Annotated in this window: 16 protein-coding genes; all 16 read left to right on the forward strand. The window is 71.3% G+C overall.

The window, feature by feature from the left end; translation table 11 throughout:
* Window positions 1-20 precede the first annotated feature (20 nt).
* The 16 genes from AC2AXK_RS11995 to AC2AXK_RS12070 all read left to right on the forward strand — a co-directional run bounded on the left by AC2AXK_RS11995 (window position 21) and on the right by AC2AXK_RS12070 (window position 21,531).
* Window positions 21-746: an NADH-quinone oxidoreductase subunit C gene (locus AC2AXK_RS11995; RefSeq protein WP_484345752.1), complete on the forward strand. Its 726-nt coding sequence runs from the start codon at window positions 21-23 to the stop codon at window positions 744-746.
* Window positions 743-2,101: an NADH-quinone oxidoreductase subunit D gene (locus AC2AXK_RS12000; protein ID WP_484345609.1), complete on the forward strand. Its 1,359-nt coding sequence runs from the start codon at window positions 743-745 to the stop codon at window positions 2,099-2,101. Before AC2AXK_RS11995 ends, AC2AXK_RS12000 begins: the two co-directional genes overlap by 4 nt.
* Window positions 2,098-3,039 carry an NADH-quinone oxidoreductase subunit NuoE gene (nuoE, locus tag AC2AXK_RS12005; RefSeq protein WP_484345610.1) on the forward strand — a complete coding sequence of 314 codons (942 nt, stop codon included), beginning with the start codon at window positions 2,098-2,100 and terminating at the stop codon, window positions 3,037-3,039. The genes AC2AXK_RS12000 and nuoE overlap by 4 nt, the downstream gene beginning before the upstream one ends.
* Window positions 3,036-4,385: an NADH-quinone oxidoreductase subunit NuoF gene (gene nuoF, locus AC2AXK_RS12010; protein WP_484345611.1), complete on the forward strand. Its 1,350-nt coding sequence runs from the start codon at window positions 3,036-3,038 to the stop codon at window positions 4,383-4,385. Before nuoE ends, nuoF begins: the two co-directional genes overlap by 4 nt.
* Window positions 4,385-7,081, forward strand: a complete 2,697-nt coding sequence (locus AC2AXK_RS12015; protein ID WP_484345612.1) for an NADH-quinone oxidoreductase subunit G — start codon at window positions 4,385-4,387, stop codon at window positions 7,079-7,081. The genes nuoF and AC2AXK_RS12015 overlap by 1 nt, the downstream gene beginning before the upstream one ends.
* Window positions 7,081-8,388, forward strand: a complete 1,308-nt coding sequence (gene nuoH / locus AC2AXK_RS12020) for an NADH-quinone oxidoreductase subunit NuoH (RefSeq protein ID WP_484345613.1) — start codon at window positions 7,081-7,083, stop codon at window positions 8,386-8,388. The genes AC2AXK_RS12015 and nuoH overlap by 1 nt, the downstream gene beginning before the upstream one ends.
* Window positions 8,381-9,049 (forward strand): NADH-quinone oxidoreductase subunit NuoI, encoded by a 669-nt coding sequence (gene nuoI, locus AC2AXK_RS12025; RefSeq protein ID WP_484345614.1) that lies wholly within the window; start codon window positions 8,381-8,383, stop codon window positions 9,047-9,049. The genes nuoH and nuoI overlap by 8 nt, the downstream gene beginning before the upstream one ends.
* Complete coding sequence (locus AC2AXK_RS12030) at window positions 9,049-9,837, forward strand: NADH-quinone oxidoreductase subunit J (RefSeq protein WP_484345615.1); 789 nt, start codon at window positions 9,049-9,051, stop codon at window positions 9,835-9,837. Before nuoI ends, AC2AXK_RS12030 begins: the two co-directional genes overlap by 1 nt.
* A 1-nt stretch (window position 9,838) precedes the next feature.
* Window positions 9,839-10,138 carry an NADH-quinone oxidoreductase subunit NuoK gene (nuoK, locus tag AC2AXK_RS12035; protein WP_484345616.1) on the forward strand — a complete coding sequence of 100 codons (300 nt, stop codon included), beginning with the start codon at window positions 9,839-9,841 and terminating at the stop codon, window positions 10,136-10,138.
* Between the two features lie 10 nt (window positions 10,139-10,148).
* A complete protein-coding gene (gene nuoL / locus AC2AXK_RS12040) occupies window positions 10,149-12,068 on the forward strand; it encodes an NADH-quinone oxidoreductase subunit L (protein ID WP_484345617.1) in 1,920 nt (639 codons plus the stop codon).
* 13 nt (window positions 12,069-12,081) lie between these two features.
* Window positions 12,082-13,647 (forward strand): NADH-quinone oxidoreductase subunit M, encoded by a 1,566-nt coding sequence (locus AC2AXK_RS12045; protein WP_484345618.1) that lies wholly within the window; start codon window positions 12,082-12,084, stop codon window positions 13,645-13,647.
* Window positions 13,644-15,416, forward strand: a complete 1,773-nt coding sequence (nuoN, locus tag AC2AXK_RS12050) for an NADH-quinone oxidoreductase subunit NuoN (protein ID WP_484345619.1) — start codon at window positions 13,644-13,646, stop codon at window positions 15,414-15,416. The genes AC2AXK_RS12045 and nuoN overlap by 4 nt, the downstream gene beginning before the upstream one ends.
* Before the next feature lie 70 nt (window positions 15,417-15,486).
* Window positions 15,487-16,503, forward strand: coding sequence for a polyprenyl synthetase family protein (locus AC2AXK_RS12055; protein ID WP_484345620.1), 1,017 nt, complete (start codon window positions 15,487-15,489; stop codon window positions 16,501-16,503).
* A gap of 201 nt (window positions 16,504-16,704) precedes the next feature.
* The gene (locus AC2AXK_RS12060) at window positions 16,705-17,490 is read left to right on the forward strand and encodes a PP2C family protein-serine/threonine phosphatase (RefSeq protein WP_484345621.1); all 786 of its coding nucleotides are present in this window, start codon (window positions 16,705-16,707) and stop codon (window positions 17,488-17,490) included.
* A gap of 88 nt (window positions 17,491-17,578) precedes the next feature.
* Window positions 17,579-19,834, forward strand: coding sequence for an FHA domain-containing protein (locus AC2AXK_RS12065; RefSeq protein ID WP_484345622.1), 2,256 nt, complete (start codon window positions 17,579-17,581; stop codon window positions 19,832-19,834).
* A complete protein-coding gene (locus AC2AXK_RS12070; RefSeq protein ID WP_484345623.1) occupies window positions 19,831-21,531 on the forward strand; it encodes a serine/threonine-protein kinase in 1,701 nt (566 codons plus the stop codon). Before AC2AXK_RS12065 ends, AC2AXK_RS12070 begins: the two co-directional genes overlap by 4 nt.
* Window positions 21,532-21,571 lie beyond the last annotated feature (40 nt).

Genomic DNA, 21,571 nt, shown 5'->3' on the forward strand with positions numbered 1-21,571 from the left:
CGGCGGCGCAGCGCGACGCCATGGCGGCGCCCGGGGAGACCGCGCCCGGCATGTTCAGCGGTGCGCCCCTCGAGGTCGTCGACGTGCGCACGGGCATGTTCGGTGTGCACGGCACGGGTGACACCTCCGGGTACGGGGGCCTCACCCGGCAGGTCGCGATGCCGCACGCGAGCCCGCGTCCCTACGGCGGCTGGTACGACGAGGCGGTGGACGTCCTCGCCGAGGTCCTCGACGAGGCGGGCGTGCCGTTCTCCGACGCGGTCGAGTCCGTCCTCGTGGACCCGCCGCACGGCTCCGGGCACTCGCAGCTCACGCTGCACGTGCGGCGTGAGCACCTCGTCGCCGTGTGCCGTGCGCTGCGCGACGACCAGGACCTGCGGTTCGAGCTGAGCATGGGTGTCTCCGGCGTGCACTACCCCCACGAGACCGGCCGCGAGCTGCACGCCGTGTACCACCTCATCTCCGTGACGCACGGGCGTCAGCTGCGGCTCGAGGTCGCGGTGCCCGACGCCGACCCGCACATCCCGTCGACCACCGTCGTCTACCCGACGCACGACTGGCACGAGCGCGAGACCTGGGACTTCTTCGGCATCGTCTTCGACGGGCACCCCGCGCTCGCACGCATCGAGATGCCCGACGACTGGCCCGGGCACCCCCAGCGCAAGGACTACCCGCTCGGCGGGATCCCCGTGGAGTACAAGGGCGCGACCGTGCCCCCCGCGGACCAGAGGAGGTCGTACTCATGAGCGCCACGAGCACAGCGGGACCGCAGCCGCGGGCCACCCGGCCGCCCGTCTCCGACGAGGGCGTCCGGACGTTCGAGGCCTCGGGCGGGGACTGGGACGACATCGCGGCCGAGGCCGCAGAGCTCGGCGAGGAGCGGATCGTCGTCAACATGGGTCCGCAGCACCCGTCGACGCACGGCGTGCTGCGCCTCATGCTCGAGATCGACGGCGAGACGGTCACCGAGGCGCGGTGCGGCATTGGCTACCTGCACACCGGCATCGAGAAGAACATGGAGTTCCGGACCTGGACGCAGGGTCCGACCTTCTGCACGCGCATGGACTACCTGGCGCCCTTCTTCCAGGAGACGGGGTACAGCCTCGGCGTCGAACGGCTGCTGGGGGTCGCGGACGACGTCCCGGAGCGCGCGCAGGTCATCCGGGTGCTGCTCATGGAGCTCAACCGGGTCGCCAGCCACCTCGTGTGCCTGGGGACAGGCGGCAACGAGATGGGCGCGACGACCGTGATGACGGTCGCGTTCACTGCTCGCGAGGAGATCCTGCGGATCTTCGAGATGATCACCGGACTGCGGATGAACCACGCGTTCATCCGGCCCGGAGGTGTCCCGCAGGACGTCCCGGCGGGTCTCGCCCAGGAGTTCCGCCGCGTCGAGGTCGAGGTGCGCAAGTACCTCAAGCAGCTCACGGACCTCATGCTCGCCAACCCGATCTTCAAGTCCCGCCTCATCGGCGTGGGTCACCTCGACCTCGCGGCGTGCATGGCGCTCGGCATCACGGGGCCGGTGCTGCGCTCGGCGGGCCTGCCGTACGACGTCCGCAAGGCGGACCCCTACTGCGGCTACGAGACGTACGACTTCGACATCCCCACGTCCACGGACGCCGACGCCTACTCCCGCGTGGTGCTGCGGGTGGAGGAGTGCTACCAGTCCCTGCGCATCGCCCAGCAGTGCATCGAGCGGCTCGAGGCGACCGCGGGGCAGCCTGTCATGGTCGCGGACCGCAAGATCGCCTGGCCCGCGCAGCTGGCCATCGGGACGGACGGCATGGGCAACTCCCTCGACCACATCAAGGAGATCATGGGCACCTCGATGGAGGCCCTGATCCACCACTTCAAGCTCGTCACCGAGGGCTTCCGGGTGCCCGTCGGCCAGGTGTTCCAGAGCGTCGAGGCCCCTCGGGGCCAGCTCGGGGTGCACCTCGTGTCCGACGGTGGGACGCGGCCGTACCGCGCGCACTTCCGGGATCCCTCGTTCAACAACCTGCAGGCCGTGTCACTCATGTGCGAGGGCGGGCAGGTGGCCGACGTCGTCGTCGCCGTCGCCTCGCTCGACCCAGTTCTCGGAGGGGTGGACCGATGACCGTCCAGGCACCAGGAGCCGGCGCGCAGCCGGCCGGCCGCGCGAGCGGCTACGACGCGCAGACGTACGAGCGCCTCGCGGCCGACTCGCGCGAGATCATGGCGCGGTACCCGCAGGCGCGCTCGGCGCTGCTGCCGATGCTCCACCTCGTGCAGTCGCAGGACGGGTACGTCTCCCGCAACGGGATCGTGTTCTGCGCCGAGATGCTGTCCCTCACCCCGGCCGAGGTCTCGGCGGTGGCGACCTTCTACTCCATGTACAAGCGCCGCCCGAACGGGACGTACACCGTCGGTGTGTGCACCAACACGCTGTGCGCGATCATGGGCGGCGACGAGATCTTCGACGAGCTCTCCGAGCACCTCGGCATCGGCCACGACGAGACGACGGAGGACGGCGCCGTCACGCTCGAGCGGATCGAGTGCAACGCGGCCTGCGACTACGCGCCCGTCATGATGGTCAACTGGGAGTTCTTCGACGGCCAGACGCCGTCCAGCGCGACCGCGGTCGTCGACGACCTGCGCGCCGGCAAGGACGTCGCACCCACCCGTGGAGCCTCGTCGGTCTGCTCGTTCAAGGCCATGTCACGCGTCCTCGCCGGGTTCCCCGACGGCCGCGCGGACGAAGGCACGGGGGCGGGCGAGCCGACGACAGCCGGGACGCGTCTCGCGCGCGAGCGCGGCTGGGGGACGCCCGACGGCGCGGCGGACCCTGACGTGCAGCCGGACACCCAGGCCCGGGCGGACGGCCAGCAGCGGTCCGACCGGACGAGCACCAACGCCGCCGAGCCGGGGACCGGCGAGGACCGGTCGAGCGCACAGCGTCCGACGACGACGCCCGCGGACAGCTCGCCGGACACCACGACGAGCACCTCCAAGGTCGACGAAGGACCGGTCGACAACGCAGCAGAGCCTGACTCTTCCCCGGAGGGCACGAAGTGAGTACTCAGCTCAGCCCCGTCATCAGCGCGTTCTGGGATGCTGACCAGTCGTGGACGCTCGAGACCTACCTCGCCAACGGCGGCTACGAGGGTCTGCGAGCTGCGCTGGCGCAGTCGCCCGCCGACGTCGTGGCGACCGTCAAGGCGTCCGGCCTGCGCGGCCGTGGGGGAGCGGGCTTCCCCACCGGCATGAAGTGGGGCTTCCTGCCCGCGCCCGACGGCGGGCCGCGCTACCTCGTCGTCAACGCCGACGAGTCCGAGCCGGGGACCTGCAAGGACATCCCGCTCATGATGGCCACCCCCCAGTTCCTCATCGAGGGCGCGATCATCACGTCCTACGCCATCGGGTGCAACCACGCGTTCATCTACGTGCGCGGCGAGGTGCTGCACGTCTACCGGCGCCTGCTCAAGGCGGTCGAGGAGGCCTACGCGGCGGGGTACCTCGGCACGAACATCCAGGGCTCCGGTTTCGACCTCGACATCACGGTGCACGCCGGTGCCGGCGCGTACATCTGCGGGGAGGAGACGGCGCTGCTGGACTCCCTCGAGGGGCTGCGCGGGCAGCCGCGGCTGAAGCCGCCGTTCCCGGCCGTCGCGGGCCTGTACGCCCGCCCGACGGTCGTCAACAACGTCGAGTCCGTCGCGTCCGTGCCGCTCATCGTGGCCCGGGGCGCCGACTGGTTCACCTCGATGGGGACGGAGCGCTCGTCGGGGCACGGGCTCTTCTCGCTCTCGGGGCACGTGACCCGCCCGGGTCAGTACGAGGCCCCGCTCGGCATCACCCTGCGGGAGCTGCTCGAGATGGCGGGCGGGGTGCGCGGCGGACGCGAGCTGAAGTTCTGGACCCCCGGCGGGTCGTCCACCCCGATCTTCACCGCGGAGCACCTGGACATCCCCCTCGACTACGAGTCGGTGTCGGCCGCGGGGTCGATGCTCGGCACGCGAGCGCTGCAGATCTTCGACGAGACGACGTCGGTCGTGCGCGCCGTGACGCGGTGGACCGAGTTCTACGCGCACGAGTCCTGCGGCAAGTGCACGCCGTGCCGCGAGGGCACGTACTGGCTCAAGCAGGTGCTGCGCCGCATCGAGGCGGGCCAGGGCACCAAGGACGACATCGACACGCTGCTGGACACGTGCGACAACATCCTCGGGCGCGCGTTCTGTGCGTTGGGCGACGGCGCCACGAGCTGCATCACCTCCGCGATCCAGTATTTCCGCGAGGAGTTCGAGGCCGGCATGCACACGCCCGCGAGCGAGCTGTTCCCGCCCGAGCGTTCCGCGCTCTTCGAGTACACCCCCACCCAGCGTGCACGCTCCGGCGCGCTCGCTCCCGCAGGAGGTCACTGATGACTGGCGAGCAGGGCGACCGCGTCACCTTCACCATCGACGGGATCGAGACGTCCGTCCCGAAGGGCACCCTCGTCATCCGGGCAGCGGAAGACCTGGGCATCCAGATCCCCAGGTTCTGCGACCACCCGCTCCTCGAGCCTGCTGGCGCGTGCCGCCAGTGTCTCGTCGAGGTCGCGGCGCCGGACCGTGAGGGCAACGTGCGGCCCATGCCCAAGCCCCAGGCGTCGTGCACCCTGCAGGCCACGCCCGGGATGGTCGTGCAGACCCAGCACGCCTCCGCCGTGGCGGACAAGGCGCAGAAGGGCATCATGGAGATGCTCCTCATCAACCACCCCCTCGACTGCCCGGTGTGCGACAAGGGCGGGGAGTGCCCGTTGCAGAACCAGGCGATGAGCAACGGGCGGGCGACGAGCAGGTTCCTCGAGGTCAAGCGCACCTTTCCCAAGCCCATCGCGATCTCGACCGAGATCCTCCTCGACCGTGAGCGCTGCGTCCTGTGCCAGCGGTGCACCCGGTTCTCGAAGCAGATCGCCGGTGACGCCTTCATCGACCTGCAGAAGCGCGGCGCGATGCAGCAGATCGGCCGGTTCGACCCGGAGGTGCTCGGCTTCGCCGACGACCGCGGGTCGATGGACGTGTCGGGCGTGAGCGTCGGGGAACACCACCCGACCGGCGCTCCCGACCCGGTCCTCGTCTCCGACACCTACGCGGACGGCCCTGCGCAGTCCGGCATCGACGCCCCCGTGGGCACCGCCGAGCCGGACGAGTCCGGAGCACCCTTCGCGTCCTACTTCTCGGGCAACACCGTGCAGATCTGCCCCGTGGGGGCCCTGACGAACGCGGCGTACCGGTTCCGCTCGCGGCCGTTCGACCTCGTCTCGACCCCGTCCGTGGCCGAGCACGACTCCTCCGGCTCCGCCATCCGGATCGACCACCGGCGTGGGCGCGTCATGCGTCGTCTCGCCGGCGACGACCCGACGGTCAACGAGGAGTGGATCACCGACAAGGACCGCTTCGCCTTCGCGTGGCAGTCCGCGCCCGACCGCATCACGACCCCGATGATCCGCGAGCGTGGCGCCGACGGCTTCCGTGGCGAGCTGCGGCCCGCGAGCTGGGCCGAGGCGCTCGACGTCGCCGTCGCGGGTCTCCGCTCGGCGGCGGCCCCGGACCGGCACTCCCGTGGCGGCGTCGGCGTGCTCGCAGGTGGCCGGCTCACGGTCGAGGACGCCTACGCCTACGGCAAGTTCGCCCGCGTCGCGCTCGCGACCAACGACGTCGACCACCGCGCCCGCGTCCACTCCACCGAGGAGGAGGCGTTCCTCGCCCATGCCGTCGCCGGGACGGGTCTCGGCGTGACGTTCGCGGACCTCGAGCGCGCCTCCGTGGTGCTCCTCGTGGCACTCGAGCCCGAGGAGGAGGCCGGTGTCGTCTTCCTCCGGCTGCGCAAGGCTGCGCTCGCCGGTGGGCTGCGTGCACTGAGCATCGCGCCGTTCGCCTCTGCCGGGCTCGCGCGGCTCGGCGAGCACGGCGGGACCCTCGTGCCCGCAGCACCAGGCACCGAGGCCGAGGTGATGGATGCGATCACCTCCGGCAGCGAGCTGTCCGAGGTCCGGTCCGCGCTCGCCGACGCTGAGCCCGGGCGCGCCGTCGTCCTCGTCGGGGAGCGGCTCGCCGGGGTGCCGGGAGGCTACTCCGCCGCGTTGCGCCTCGCGGCGTCGACCGGTGCGCGCCTCGCCTGGGTGCCCCGGCGTGCCGGGGAGCGGGGTGCGGTCGAGGCCGGCGCCCTGCCCGGCCTCCTGCCTGGTGGGCGCCCCGTGGCCGACGCCGCTGCCCGCGTCGACGTCGCCACCGCATGGGGCACCGGGTCTCTCCCGGCAGCCCCCGGGAGAGACACCGCCGGGATCCTGGCGGCGCTGTCCGCCGGTGAGCTGCGCGGGGTCGTCGTCGGAGGGCTCGAGCTCGCCGACCTGCCCGACCCGGTCGGGGCGCGCGCTGCCCTCGAGGTCGCCGACGTGGTCGTGTCCCTCGAGGTCCGGGCGAGCGACGTCACGGCGCTCGCCGACGTCGTGCTGCCCGTCGCGCCGCCCGCCGAGAAGGCCGGGGCGTACTGGAACTGGGAGGGACGCCTGAGGCCGTTCCCCAAGACCCTCGACTCCAGCGCCCTCGCCGACCACCGCGTCCTCGACGCCCTCGCCGGCGCCCTCGGCGTCCGGCTGGGTACCGGGACGCTCGAGGAGGTACGCCGGGAGATCGAGCAGCTCGGTGCCTGGGACGGCACCCGGACGCCCGCCCCGGACGTCGAGGCCCTCGAACCGCCCACCGTGGCACCCGGCCACGCCGTCCTCGCGTCCTGGCACATGCTGCTCGACGCGGGCCGCCTCCAGGACGGCGAGGTGTTCCTCGCCGGGACCGCCAAGCGTCCGGTCGCCCGCATCTCCGCCGCCACCGCGGCGGGTGTCGCCGGTGGCCCGGTGCGGGACGGGGACCTCCTGTCCGTCGCGACGGCGCAGGGGAGCATCACCCTTCCGGTGGTCATCACGGTGATGCCCGACCACGTCGTGTGGGTGCCGCTGTCCTCACCGGGCTCACGGGTCCACCAGTCGCTCGCCGCCGCGCCAGGCTCGCTCGTCCGCATCGCCCGGGCCGCTGTCCCCAGCGCGCCCGCCACAGTCGTCGAAGGGCAGGGCGCGTGATGGCCGACTTCTCGAACGACACGATCTGGACGTACATCGTCAAGGCCGTGCTCATCATCGTGTTCCTGCTCACCAGCGTGCTCATCGCCATCTGGTTCGAGCGCAAGGTCGTCGCCCGCATGCAGGTGCGCCCCGGACCCAACGTGCACGGGCCCTTCGGTCTCCTGCAGTCGTTGGCCGACGCGATGAAGCTCCTGCTCAAGGAGGACATCACCGTCAAGGCGGCGGACAAGTTCGTCTACATCCTCGCGCCGATGATCGCGGTGTTCTGCTCGCTGCTGACGTTCGCCGTCATCCCGCTCGGGCCCGAGGTGAGGATCCCGTTCACCGACATCACGACGCCGGCGCAGCTCACCGACTTCCCGGTCGCGGTGCTCTACATCCTCGCGTGCGCGTCGCTGGGCGTGTACGGGATCGTCCTCGGTGGCTGGTCCTCCGGGTCCGTCTACCCGTTGCTCGGCTCGGTGCGGTCCACCGCCCAGGTCATCAGCTACGAGCTCGCGATGGGGCTGTCCCTCGTGAGCGTGTTCCTCATGGTGGGCTCGATGTCCACGGGCGAGATCGTCGACTACCAGACCGACTACTGGCTCGCGATACCCCTGCTGCCCGCCTTCGTCATCTACATCATCTCGATGATCGGCGAGACCAACCGGTTGCCGTTCGACCTCCCCGAGGCCGAGGGCGAGCTCGTGTCCGGGTACATGACGGAGTACTCGTCGATGAAGTTCGCGTGGTTCTTCCTCGCCGAGTACATCAACATGATCAACGTCTCGGCCGTCGCCACGACCCTGTTCCTCGGCGGCTGGCGAGCCCCGTGGCCGATCTCGGCCGTCAACGACGGCATGTTCAACGAGGGCTGGTGGCCGATCCTGTGGTTCCTCGTGAAGATGTGGGGCTTCATGTTCCTCTTCGTGTGGGTCCGCGGCACGGTCCTGCGGTTGCGCTACGACCAGTTCATGAAGTTCGGCTGGAAGGTCCTCATCCCGGCCGCGCTCGGCTGGATCGTGTGCGTCGCTGTCATCCGCGGTCTGCGCGACTTCGAGGGCATGGACATGCGCACGACCGCCCTGGCGATCTTCGTCGTCGCCGCTGTGGCGCTCATCGTCCTGCAGGTCCTGCCCGACAAGCGTGAGGAGGAGCCGAAGGCCGACCCGCGTGACGCGCCGTTCGACGCGTTCGCCGGCGGGTACCCCGTCCCACCGCTGCCTGGGCAGAAGCTCCCGCCGTCGCCCCGCGCCGAGCGCCGGGCGCGCGCCGCGATCGGTGCCGCGCACCCCACGACCGACAAGGAGGCCGACGATGAGTGACGACCCGAAGCCCTATGAGCCGCTCATCGAACCGGCGACCGGGATCCGCGAGATGCTCGCGCCCGTCGCCGGGTTCGGCGTGACGCTCTCCTCGATGTTCCGGCCGACCGTGACGGAGCAGTACCCGTTCGAGAAGGTGCCCACCAAGCCCCGGTACCACGGGCGGCACCAGCTCAACCGGTACGCCGACGGTCTCGAGAAGTGCATCGGCTGCGAGCTGTGCGCCTGGGCGTGCCCCGCGGACGCGATCTACGTGGAGGGCGCCGACAACGCCGACCTCCCCGAGGGTGCGCACATGTCGCCCGGCGAGCGGTACGGCCGCGTCTACCAGATCAACTACCTGCGGTGCATCTTCTGCGGGCTGTGCATCGAGGCGTGCCCGACCCGCGCCCTGACGATGACCAACGAGTACGAGCTCGCCGGTCCGACGCGCGCGGGGCTCATCTGGGAGAAGGAGGACCTCCTGGCACCGGTGCGCGAGGGCATGCTCGCAGCCCCGCACCCCATGGTCCCGGGCACCGAGGACACGGACTACTACCGCGGCGAGGTCACCCACCCGGTCACGGAACAGGTGGACTGGGTGGCGGAGCGCCGGGCAGACGACCCGACCCTCGCCTCCGCGCGCGCCGCGGCCGCCGGCACCGCAGGGACGGTGCGCTGATGGCGAGCCAGGGCGAGGCGATCCTCTTCTGGTGCCTCGCGCCCCTCATGGTCCTCGCCGCGCTCGGCCTCGTGTTCGCCCGCAAGGCCGTGCACGCCACCCTGTGCGTCGTGTTCGTCATGGTCAGCCTCGCGGTCCTCTACGTCGCGCAGGAGGCCCCGTTCCTCGGGATCGTCCAGGTGGTCGTGTACACCGGGGCGGTGATGATGCTCTTCCTCTTCGTCATCATGCTCGTCGGTGTCGACGCCTCGGACTCGCTCGTCGAGACCATCCGGGGGCAGCGGGTCGTCGGCTGGCTCCTCGGCCTCGGGCTCGGCGCGGTCCTCGTCGGTGTCCTCCTGCGGGTCGCCTTCCCCGAGGGCATCGGCCTCGAGGTCGCCAACGAGGAGACCAACCCGGTCGCGCTCGCCCGGATCCTCTTCGCCGACTTCGTGTTCAACCTCGAGGTCGTCGGCGTCCTCCTCGTCACCGCGGCGCTCGCCGCGCTGACCCTCACGCACAAGCAGCGACTCACCGAGCGCGTCGGGCAGAAGGAGATGGCAGCCGCGCGGGTCTCCGCGGGCGAGAGCCTGACCCCGCTGCCCGCGCCGGGCGTCTACGCCCAGCACAACGCCATGGACGTTCCGGCGCTCGACCCCCAGGGCCGGCCCATCGAGTCCTCCGTCTCCCGCGTGCTGCGCGTGCGGGGGCAGGAGCGCCCCGTGCCCGGCACGTCGCAGGTCGCCGGGCCCGACGACGACGCCCCGCCGAGCATCCCCCCCGCACGCACCACCGAGGAGGACAGCTGACATGGACCTCAGCAACTATCTCGTCCTCGCAGCGATCCTCTTCTCGATCGGCGCCGCGACGGTGCTCCTGCGGCGCAACGCGATCATCGTCTTCATGGGGATCGAGCTCATGCTCAACGCGTCGAACCTCGCGTTCGTCACGTTCGCGCGGATGCACGGGGACCTCACCGGTCAGGTCGTGGCGTTCTTCGTCATGGTCGTCGCCGCTGCCGAGGTCGTCGTCGGGCTCGCGATCATCCTGTCCATCTTCCGAACCCGCAGGTCCGCGTCGGTCGACGACGCCAGCCTGCTGAAGAACTGAGGCGGTCGCGGTGGACACGTCCTTGATCGATGCTGCCTGGCTGCTGGTCGCCATCCCCCTGGTCAGCGCAGCCGTCCTGCTCCTCGCAGGTCGACGCTCCGACCGTTGGGGTCACTGGCTCGGCGTCTGTGCCTCGGCGGCGAGCTTCGTCGTCGGCGTCCTCGTCCTCCTCGCGCTGCTCGGGCTCGACGCGCACGACAGGGTGGTCGACGTCCACCTGGCCGAGTGGATCCACGCGGGGGCCCTCGAGGTCGACGCCGGGCTGCGGGTCGACCCGCTGAGCATGACGTTCGTCCTCCTCGTGACGTTCGTCGGCACGCTCATCCACGTCTACTCCGTGGCCTACATGGAGCACGACGCCGACCGCCGGCGGTTCTTCGCGTACCTCAACCTCTTCGTCGCGGCGATGCTGCTGCTCGTGCTCGCCGACTCCTACCTCCTGCTGTTCGTCGGCTGGGAGGGCGTGGGTCTCGCCTCGTACCTGCTCATCGGGTTCTGGAACCACACGCCCGCGAACGCGACCGCCGCGAAGAAGGCGTTCATCGTCAACCGCGTCGCCGACGTCGGCATGATCGTCGCGCTCATGCTCATGTTCGCGACGTTCGGCGCGGTGGACTTCGACACCGTGCTCGCGGGGGACGCCGACACGGCCGTGCTCACCGCGATCGGGTTGACGCTGCTCGTCGCCGCGTGCGGCAAGAGCGCGCAGTTCCCCCTCCAGTCGTGGCTGGGTGACGCGATGGCGGGCCCGACACCGGTGTCTGCCCTCATCCACGCGGCGACGATGGTCACCGCTGGCGTGTACCTCGTCGTGCGCTCGGGGCCGATCTTCACGCAGGCCCCCACAGCGCTGCTCGTCACAGCGATCGTCGGTGCGGTGACGCTCCTGTTCGGTGCGGTCGTCGGCTGCGCCAAGGACGACATCAAGAAGGCCCTGGCGGCCTCCACGATGTCCCAGATCGGCTACATGATGCTCGCGGCGGGGCTCGGGCCCATCGGCTACGCCTTCGCGATCTTCCACCTCGTCACGCACGGGTTCTTCAAGGCCGGCATGTTCCTCGGTGCAGGGTCCGTCATGCACGCCATGGACGACGACGTGAACATGCGCCGCTACGGCGGGCTGTCAGCGTTCATGAAGGTCACGTGGCTCACCTTCGCGGCCGGCTGGCTCGCGATCATCGGCTTCCCCGGCCTGTCCGGGTTCTGGAGCAAGGACAAGATCATCGAGTCGGCGTTCGCGACCGACGGCGGCCAGGGCTGGCAGCCGTGGGTGTTCGGCAGCGTGGCGCTCCTCGGCGCCGGTCTCACGGCGTTCTACATGTCCCGCCTGTTCTTCATGACGTTCCACGGCGACCCGCGCTGGACGAGCGCGCTGTCCGACGACGAGCTGCCCGTGCGGCACCCGCACGAGTCGCCCCGCCTCATGACCGTCCCGATGATGGTGCTCGCGGTCGGATCGGTCGCCCTCGGTGGCCTGCTCATGGTCGGTGGCACGTTCACGACGTGGCTCGAGCCCGTCACCGGGCACGTGGAGCACCACGATCCCGTGCTCCCGATCCCCGTGATCATGGGCGCGACCGTGCTGCTCGTCGCCGTCGGGGTGTTCCTCGCGTGGCGGCAGTACGCCGCGTCGGCGGTGCCGCTCGTCGCACCCCGTGGCTCGGTGCTCACCCGGGCGGCCCGTCAGGACCTCTACCAGGACACTGTCAACGAGAACGTCCTCATGCGCCCCGGGCAGTACCTCACGCGGTCGCTCGTGTACGGGGACAAGCGCGTGGTCGACGGGGCTTTCATGGGCCTCGCGCACGTGCTCGGTCTCCTCGGCGCAGGTGTGCGGCGGATGCAGAACGGCTACGTGCGGTCCTACGCCGCGATGATGCTCGCGGGGTTCGGTGTGCTCGTCATCGTCGTCCTGACCGTGTGGAACTGAGAGGACGGCTGCCATGACCATCGACCCGAACATCCCGTGGCTCACGCTCCTCGCTGCGTGGCCGCTCGTCGGCGCGCTCGTGCTGTGGGCCCTGCCTGCCCGGTCCGTGCGGCTCGCCCGCCCGGTCGCGCTCACCGTCGCGCTCGGCGAGCTCCTGCTGCTCGTCGCAGCGTTCGGCGCCTTCGACGTCTCCCGTGCGGGGGAGCACCAGCTCACCGAGACGTACGCCTGGATCCCGCAGCTCGGGGTGAGCTACGCCGTCGGTGTCGACGGTGTCGCTCTCCTGCTCGTCGCACTGAGCGTGCTGCTCGTCCCGCTGGTCGTCGCGGCGGCGTGGCGCGAGCAGTCCGCCGCCGGTGCGCGGCACTACCTCGCTCTCGTCCTCGTCCTCGAGACCTTCATGGTCGTCGTGTTCGCCGCGCGGGACGTCTTCCTGTTCTACGTCGTCTTCGAGGCGATGCTCATCCCGGTGTACTTCATGATCGGGGCGTTCGGGGACGGTGCACGCCGGCGGTACGCGGCCATCAAGTTCCTCATCTTCTCGCTCGCCGGCGGCCTCGTCATGCTCGTCGCCGTCATCGCGCTCTACGTGGCCGGACCCGGCGGGGAGCAGGGGTTCCTCACCGAGAACCTCACGGGGCTCGACCTCGGGCAGAACGCCGAGCGGCTCATGTTCCTCGGCTTCTTCCTCGCCTTCGCCATCAAGGCTCCGCTCTTCCCGGTGCACACCTGGTTGCCGGACGCCGCGGAGCACGCACCCGCGGGCACGTCGGTGCTCCTCGTGGGCGTGCTCGACAAGGTCGGGACGTTCGGCATGCTCACGCTGTGCCTGCCGCTGTTCCCGGAGGCGTCCCGCTGGGCGGCACCGGTGATCATCGTCCTCGCGGTCGTGTCGATCCTCTACGGGGCCCTCCTGGCGCTCGGCCAGAACGACCTCATGCGGCTCATCGCGTACACGTCGGTGTCCCACTTCGGGTTCATCGTGCTCGGCATCTTCGCGTTCACCCAGGTGAGCGTCGCCGGAGCGTCCTTCTACATGGTCAACCACGGCATCTCGACGGGGCTGCTGTTCCTCGTCGCCGGGTTCCTCGTCGTCCGTTCGCCGTCCGGGCGGTCCCGAGAGATCGCGGGCTTCGGCGGGCTGCAGAAGGTCACCCCGGTGCTCGCCGGCGTGTTCCTCGTCGCCGGGCTCTCCGCCTTGGCGCTGCCCGGCCTGTCGACCTTCGTCTCCGAGATCATGGTGCTCGTCGGCACCTACGGCCGCAACGAGCCAGCGGCCGTCGTCGCAGCGCTCGGTGTCATCCTCGCGGCCCTGTACGTGCTCCTCACCTACCAGCGGGTGTTCACCGGACCCGTCAGGCCGGAGCTCGCCGAGACGCGTGACCTCAGTGCTCGTGAAACGTGGGTGACGGTGCCGCTCGTGGCCGCGCTGCTCGTCCTCGGGTTCGTCCCCGGTCCCGCGCTCGACCTCGTCGACGCACCCGCCGAGCAGACGCTCGTCGACGTCGGGGTGAGCGACCCGCAGGCCGAGCGCACCGCCACCGGTACCACCGCCACCACCGAGGGGAGCGAGTCATGATCGCCGCAGCCGCGCAGGGCGTGTTCGTCGCGCCAGAGGTGCAGTGGAGTGCGCTCGCGCCGCTCCTCGTCGTCTTCGGCGCCGGCGTCGTCGGGGTCCTCCTCGAGGCGTTCCTGCCCTCCGGGCGACGACGGGGCATCCAGGTCGTCCTCGCGCTCGTGGCCGTGGCCGCGGCGTTCGGTGTCCTCGTCTGGCAGGGCGCGAGCTGGTTCGGCGACGGGAGCTCCGAGCTCGTCGTCGTGCTCGGGGGCGCGTTGACCATCGACGGACCGGGGCTGCTGTTCCAGGCGATCATCGCGCTCGTCGCGTTCGTCGCGATCCTCGTCGTGGCCGACCGGACCGGCGCGAAGCAGGACGCCTTCGCGCCCAGTGCCGCGGCGGTGCCCGGGTCGGAGTACGAGGACCTCGCACGCCGCAAGGGGATCGAGCAGACGGAGGTCTACCCCCTGCTGCTGTTCGCCGTCGGCGGGATGCTCATCTTCCCTGTCGCGGGCGACCTCGTGACGATGTTCATCGCCCTCGAGGTGCTCTCGCTCCCGCTGTACGTGCTGTCCGGGATGGCGCGGCGCCGGCGCCTGCTGTCGCAGGAGGCGTCGTTCAAGTACTTCGTCCTCGGGTCCTTCGCGTCAGCGCTGTTCCTCTTCGGCACCGCGCTCCTGTACGGGTACTCGGGATCGGTGACGTTCGAGGGCATCGGTCAGATGGCCGTGCTCGTCGCTGACGGGACCGTCCCGGACGGCTGGGAGCTGCTGTGGCTCGTCGGGATGCTGCTCGTGCTCTCCGGGCTGCTGTTCAAGGTCGGCGCCGTGCCCTTCCAGGCCTGGACGCCCGACGTCTACCAGGGCGCTCCGACGCCGGTGACCGGCTTCATGGCGGCATGCACGAAGATCGCGGCCTTCGGTGCGCTCATGCGCATCCTCTATTCGAGCGCGTTCCTCGGGACGGTGACCATGGTCGAGGCCGTCGAGGCCGCGCTGTGGGTCGTCGCGATCGCGACCATGGTCGTCGGGACCGTCGTCGGCGCCACCCAGACGGACATGAAGCGGATGCTGGGGTACTCGTCCATCGCGCACGCAGGGTTCCTCCTCGTCGGTGTGCTGGGTTTCAACTCGACAGGTCTGCGGGGCGTGCTGTTCTACCTGCTCGTCTACGGGCTGACGACCGTCGGGGCGTTCGCCGTGGTGACGCTCGTCCGTGAGGTCGGGCCGGGTGGAGAGATCCTCGGTGAGGCCACGCACCTCGGTCAGTGGGCAGGGCTCGGACGGCGTCGCCCGTGGCTCGCAGGAGCCTTCGCCATCTTCCTGCTGTCTTTCGCGGGGATCCCGCTCACCGGCGGCTTCATCGCGAAGTTCTCCGTGTTCGGCGCCGCGGTGGAGGGGAACTCGATCCTGGGCAGCGCGACCGTGCTCGCCGTCGTCGGTGTCCTCGCCTCGGCAGTGGCGGTGTTCTTCTACATCCGCGTCATTGTCATCATGTTCTTCACGTCTCCGCAGGAGCCGGCGCGTGACGACGCGGCCGAGGACGGCCTCACCACCGGCTCGGACGGCGTCGGCGACGTGGCGGGCGCCACCGCCGCCCAGGCTGACCCCGGGGGCGCCGCAGCGCGGTCCTCGGTCCTCGTCGCGTCCGGCACCCGGGAGGTGACGGTCGTCGCGTCGGAGGGCTACACGGCCGTCGTCGTGGCCGTCACCGCGGCAGCCGTCATCGTGCTCGGAGTGTTCCCCTCGCCCGTCCTGGACCTCGTGGCGCGGGTCACCGGACTGGGCTGACCGACGGAACCTGGCAGGGGCACGACACGCCCGTGCCAGGTTCCGCGGCGCCACCGGCTAAGTTCTACGTGTGACTACTTCGACGATCGGGCTGCCGCTGCCCGACCCGGACCTGGCCGAGAGGTTGACGAGCCGCCTCGCGCTCGTCGAGGAGCGTCTGCGGGACTCCGTGACGAACGTCGACGAGCTCGCTGACACCGCATCACGCCACCTCGTCAACGCCGGTGGCAAGCGGCTGCGTCCGTTGCTCACCCTGCTCACGGCCGAGCTCGGGGACCCGGGCCGTCCCGAGGTGCTCGACGCCGCCGTCGTGGTCGAGCTCACCCACCTCGCGACGCTGTACCACGACGACGTCATGGACTCCGCGCCGTTGCGGCGCGGTGCCCCCGCTGCGCACGAGGTGTGGGGGAACTCTGTGGCGATCCTCACAGGTGACCTGCTCTTCGCCCGTGCCTCCCGCACCGTCGCGGGTCTCGGACCGGAGGCGGTGCGGCTGCAGGCCGAGACGTTCGAGCGGCTGTGCCTGGGCCAGCTCCACGAGACCGTCGGTCCGACGGACCAGGACGACCCGGTCCTGCACTACCTCCAGGTGCTCTCCGACAAGACGGCGTCGCTGCTCGCGACGTCCGCCCGCTTCGGTGCGCGCTTCGCGGGATGCCGACCCGAGGTCGTCGAGGTCGTCGGCAACTTCGGGGAGAAGCTCGGCGTGGCGTTCCAGCTGGCCGACGACGTGATCGACCTCACCTCCGACGGCGTCACGACCGGCAAGACGCCGGGGACGGACCTGCGCGAGGGTGTCCCGACGATGCCCGGCCTCCTCCTGCGGACCAAGATCGCGGCCGACGGCGGCTCGCCCGACCCGGCTGACCTCGCGATCCTGGCGATGCTCGACGGCGACCTCTCCTCCGACGAGGACCTCGCGCGCGCTGTTGCGGCACTGCGGGTGCACCCCGTCGTCGCCGAGACCCGCGCGCAGGCCGTGGCCTGGGCGAACGACGCTGTCGCCGAGCTCACGCCGCTGCCGTCCGGCCCGGTCAAGGACGCGCTCGTGTCCTTCGCCGAGGCGCTCGTCGACCGCACGGCCTGAGCCGAGCGGCACGCCGCGGCACCATCCCCCTGGGGAGTTGTCCCCATCGCATCGACGGTGGCATGGGCATACCGTCGAGTTCCAGGGTCGGACGTCAGGTGCACCCCAGGGTGCGCCTCAGGTGCACCGTCTGCGTCTCGTCCGCACCGGTCGGGCAGGAGCCCTCGGACAGGTCCGAGTCAGGAGCGGGGTGGTGGGCACGTGAGCATACAGACCGCCACCAGCACCCTGCGGTGGGGAGCCACCACCCACGCGGGACGCCGCCGCGGCAGCAACGAAGACTCCTTCCATGCGGCGCGCGGGGTCTACTTCGTCGCCGACGGCATGGGTGGCCACGAGGCCGGAGCGCGGGCGAGCGCGACGGCGGTCGCGATCCTCTGCGAGCTGGGTGAGTCCACGGACACGACCCCGGAGGACGTGCGCTCCGCGGTCCTCGATGCGCACCGGGCGGTCTCCCGCATCACGACCGCGCCGGGCAAGGGGGCGGGGACGACGTTGTCCGGAGCGGTCGTCGTCCAGCACGAGGGCGCGCCCGCCTGGCTCGTGACCAACGTCGGTGACTCGCGGACGTACCGGTTCGGGGACGGTGACCTCCAGCAGGTCACCCACGACCACTCGCTCGTCCAGGAGCTCGTCGATTCCGGTTCGGTGAGCCCGGAGGAGGCGCGCACGTACGTGCGCCGGCACGTCATCACCCGCGCCCTCGGCGGGCTCGTCGCACCCGAGCCCGACTGCTGGTACGTGCCGATGGTGCCGGGCGACCGCCTGCTCATCTGTTCGGACGGTCTGACCGAGGAGCTCACGCCGGACCGCATCGCCAGCGTGCTGCGCTCACAGCCGCACCCCCAGCTGGCCGCCGACCAGCTCGTGAACTACGCCCTGCTCGCGGGCGGGCGGGACAACATCACCGTCGTCGTCGTCGACGTCGGGCCGGTCGCCCTCGCCGACGCGTCGCGGCACCGTCGGGGTTCGGTCCTGTCGGCGTAGGCTACCGTCGCACGGGAGCCGTGCCGCTCCAGCGCCCGACCCTGCAGCAGACGCCCGCGTGGTGCGGGCGAGCCACGACGCATGACACATGGATGAGGTTCAGATGCCGTTCCGCTACGTGCCCGGTCCCGACTTCGCACTGGTGCGGCCGGGGTTCGTGGTCGTGGTCGAGTCGTCCGTAGGTGGCCAGCGTGCGGTCCGGCTGCATGAGCAGCTCGCGCACCTCGGACCGGACGCGGGGATGGCGGCCGTCCTCGACGCGGTGACGACCGTGCTCGATCCGACGTGGCGCGCCTTGCCGTCGTTCGTCGTCGCTGTCGTCGCCGACGGCGCGGTGCACGTCGCGGCACGGGGGGCGCTGGCCGTGTCGGTGAGCACCGAGGGTGCCGTGCAGGACGTCGTCGGACGAGACGTGACCACCTGGGTCGAGAAGCGCGAGACGGGTGTGCACGAGCTGTCCGTCCGCGCGGTCGATGCCGAAGGCCCGAACCCGATCGACGGTGCGCTGCCGGTGTCCGACGCGGTCGTGCCCGTGAGCGTGCTCACGTGGTCCGCGACCGCGACCGCGACCGCGACCGCGCCTGTGACCGCTACCGCGACCGCGCCTCTGACCGAGACCGCGGGCGAGGGGGGCTCTGCCGGCAGCATCACGGGCGAGCTGCTCACCCCGGAGGAGGCCGGTGTCGAGGCGGAGGAGACCGATGGCGCGCACGCGGAGCTGGCGGCCGACGGGTCCGCCCCTGCGGAGCCCGGACCCGAGGTCGAGCCTCGACTGGACGAGGCTGCGCCCGTGGAGGCTGCGCCCGTGGAGCCTGGACCCGGAGAGCCTGGACCCGCGGAGCCTGGACCCGCGGAGCCGGGGCCCGTCGACCCTGTCCTCACGGACGCTGCGCCCGAGCCTGTCCCGGCGCAGGCGCCGGTCGCGCCCGCACACACCGAGCACGTGCCTGCTGTTCCCGGGTCCGATGCGCAGGCGCTGCCTGACGAGGAGTCCGCCGAGCCCGTCGCCCACGTCTCGGAGCTCCCGGGTGTGCCGTCACTCGATCCCCTGCCTGAGTCCCGACCCGATGCTGCGGACACACCGTCCGACGCCCAGCCGGCTGCTGACGGACCGGGCAGCGTCGCCGAGCAGGAACGTCCCCTGACACGCGCGGCGTTGCGTTCTGTCAGCGCACCGGCCCAGGCACCGGAGCTCGACGAGGCCCAGCGCGCTGAGCTCGAGTTCGGCCGGACCCTCGCCGCCTACCCGGACGAGTGGCGCACGACGGACGAGGATCCGGTGGACGACGAGGTCCTCGACGACCTCGTCGACGGTGCGGCCGGCGAGCACGAACCGGGCCCCGAGGACCACCGCGACGAGGACGGTGCGGACACGGACGGTGGGGACGCGGACGACGACCTGGACGACAGCACCGTGTTCTCGCCTGGTGCGGCGTCGGTCGTGAAGCCCGCGTCCATCACCGCGGACACGGCCAGCGTGGCCCGCCCCTTGCCCCCGGTCCCGCCGCCGCCACCGTCCAGCACTGCGACACTCCCTGCCACGACCGGCATGACACCGGTGGTCGGGTACGGCATCGCCCCGAGCGCACCACCTCCCTGCGGTGCGCCGGTGGCGTGGGGGGCTCCGAGCGGGACCGCGGATCTCTCTGCTGCACCGACCCCGCCCGTGCCCTTCGCGCCCGCACCGTACGCGCCAGCGCCCGTCGCGCCGTCCCCGTACGCGCCGCCGCAGCCCGGGGCGGGTCCGGGGTACCCCGGACCCGGGCCGTCCGGGGCGCCGAACCCGACCGGCCCCCAGGCCGTGGGGCCGCAGGCCACGTCCGGCGGGCCTGGCGAGGGCCCGGCCCCGTCGGCCAGCAGCTCGCCGACCCCCCGACCGCCGGGCCCGCAGATCCTCGCGCGCTCCTGCTACTTCGGCCACGCCAACCCGCCGGTGCGGATGACGTGCCTGCAGTGCGGGGGAGGACTGAGCCCCAACGCCCAGCTCGTCGAGCGGCCGTCGCTCGGTCGGATCACCTTCGCGCACGGCGAGGTCGTCGATCTGGTCCAGCCCGTCGTCGTCGGCCGCTTCCCGCAGGCGCAGAGCGCCGCGACGGGGGCCGACGCACCACGTCTCGTCACGGTCGTCAGCCCGAGCCAGGACGTCTCGCGCTCGCACATCGAGGTGCGCCTCGAGGGATGGCACGTGCTCGTCGTCGACCTCAACACGGTCAACGGGACGACGCTCCTGCGGGACGGGCAGTCGCCGCGCCGGCTGCACCCGCACGAGCCGACACTCGTCGCCGCGGGCGACGTCGTCGACCTGGGCGACGGCGTCCTGCTCACCTTCGAGGGCATGGCATGAGATCCCGCCGTCCGCCGTCCGTCCCCCCGCAGATCGAGGGGTACGAGTACAAGCGGGTCATCGGGTCGGGCGGGTTCGCCGACGTCTTCCTCTACCAGCAGCACCGGCCCCGGCGTCTCGTGGCGGTCAAGGTGCTCCTGCCGCAGTGGTCCGACGGTGTCACACGGGAGGCTTTCGCGGCCGAGGCCGACCTCATGGCGGCGGTCTCGAGCCATCCGTCGATCGTCACGATCTTCGACAGCGACGTCACTGCCGACGGTCGGCTGTTCCTCGCGATGGAGTACTGCTCGCGCCCGAACCTCTCTGCGCGGTACAAGAAGGAGCGTCTCGGCATCGCGGAGGCGCTGCGCATCGGCGTGCAGATCGCCGGGGCGGTGGAGACCGCTCACCGGTCCGGCATCGTCCACCGCGACATCAAGCCGGCGAACATCCTCGTCACCGACTACGGCCACCCGGCGCTCACCGACTTCGGCATCTCGGCGACCATCGAGCAGAGCGAGGCCGGGGCGGACGGGATGTCCGTCCCGTGGTCACCCCCCGAGAACCTTGCCGCGGAGCCGCGCAGCGGCACGACGAGCGACGTGTGGTCGCTGGCCGCGACGGTCTACACGTTGCTCGCGGGCCGGTCGCCGTTCGAGGTCGTGGGAGGGACGAACAACCAGCGCGCGCTCATCGAGCGGATCACCACGGCGCCGGTGCCGCCGATCGGTCGCGGGGACGTGCCCGCGTCGCTCGAGCGTGTGCTCGAGGTCGCGATGGCCAAGGACCCGGCGATGCGCTACCCGACGATGCTCGACCTCGGGCGGGCCCTGCAGCAGGTGCAGATCGAGCTCAACCTCGCGACGACCCCGATCGACATCCTCGAGGACCCCGCGGGCTCCGGCCCCGTCGTCGAGGCGGTCGCGGACGACGACGACGTCGACGGTGGAACCCGCATGCGGCTGGCGAGCGACCGGGTGCACCCCGCGTACGGAGTCACCCACAGCAGCGCGCCAGCGCGCCCGATGACCACCTCCGGGCTCCCTGACGGGGTGGCCAGCAGCCTCAGCCAGAGCCACAGCAGCTATGGATCGTTGCGCGGTCTCCCGTACGTCACGGCAGGCGCAGGCCACGCGTGGTCGGACTCCGCGTCGCAGTCCAGCATGTCGCAGTCCGGCACGTCGTCGGGCTACCTCTCGACGTCCATGTCCGGCCCGGCGTCCACGACCAGCAGTGTGTCGTTGGCGGGGCAGCCGTACGGCGGCCCGACGGGAACGACAGGAGCGACGGGGTACCGGAGCCGCACCGACCGACCGCACCCCCGCAGACGATGGATCATGACTCCGGCGGGCATCCTCGCGGTCCTCGCGGTGGGGCTGGGGGCCGGCGGCGGGTTCCTCCTCTACGACGCGCTGCGTGGTCCGCGCCTCCCGGACTCCGAGGTGCCCGCACCTGCGGAGCTGGCCGTCGCCGAGACCAACAGCCTCGCGGTGTTCACCTGGGTGAACCCCGACCCGCAGGACGGCGACTTCTACGCCTACCGCTCCCGCACGGGCGAGGACGCTGCCGCCGACGAGCCCTCCGAGATCCCGTTGCGTCAGACGACCGCGCTCACCGCCTCCGTCAACACGTTCGGGGTCGACGCGGTGTGCTTCGAGGTCGTCATCGTCCGCAGCGGCCGGGTGTCGGCGGAGCCAGCGGTGGAGTGCCTCGGCTGAGTCGGACGTGGTCCTCGACGGCGCCCTGCGGATAGAGTGC

It is taken from the genome of Sanguibacter sp. Z6_81 (assembly GCF_057180625.1).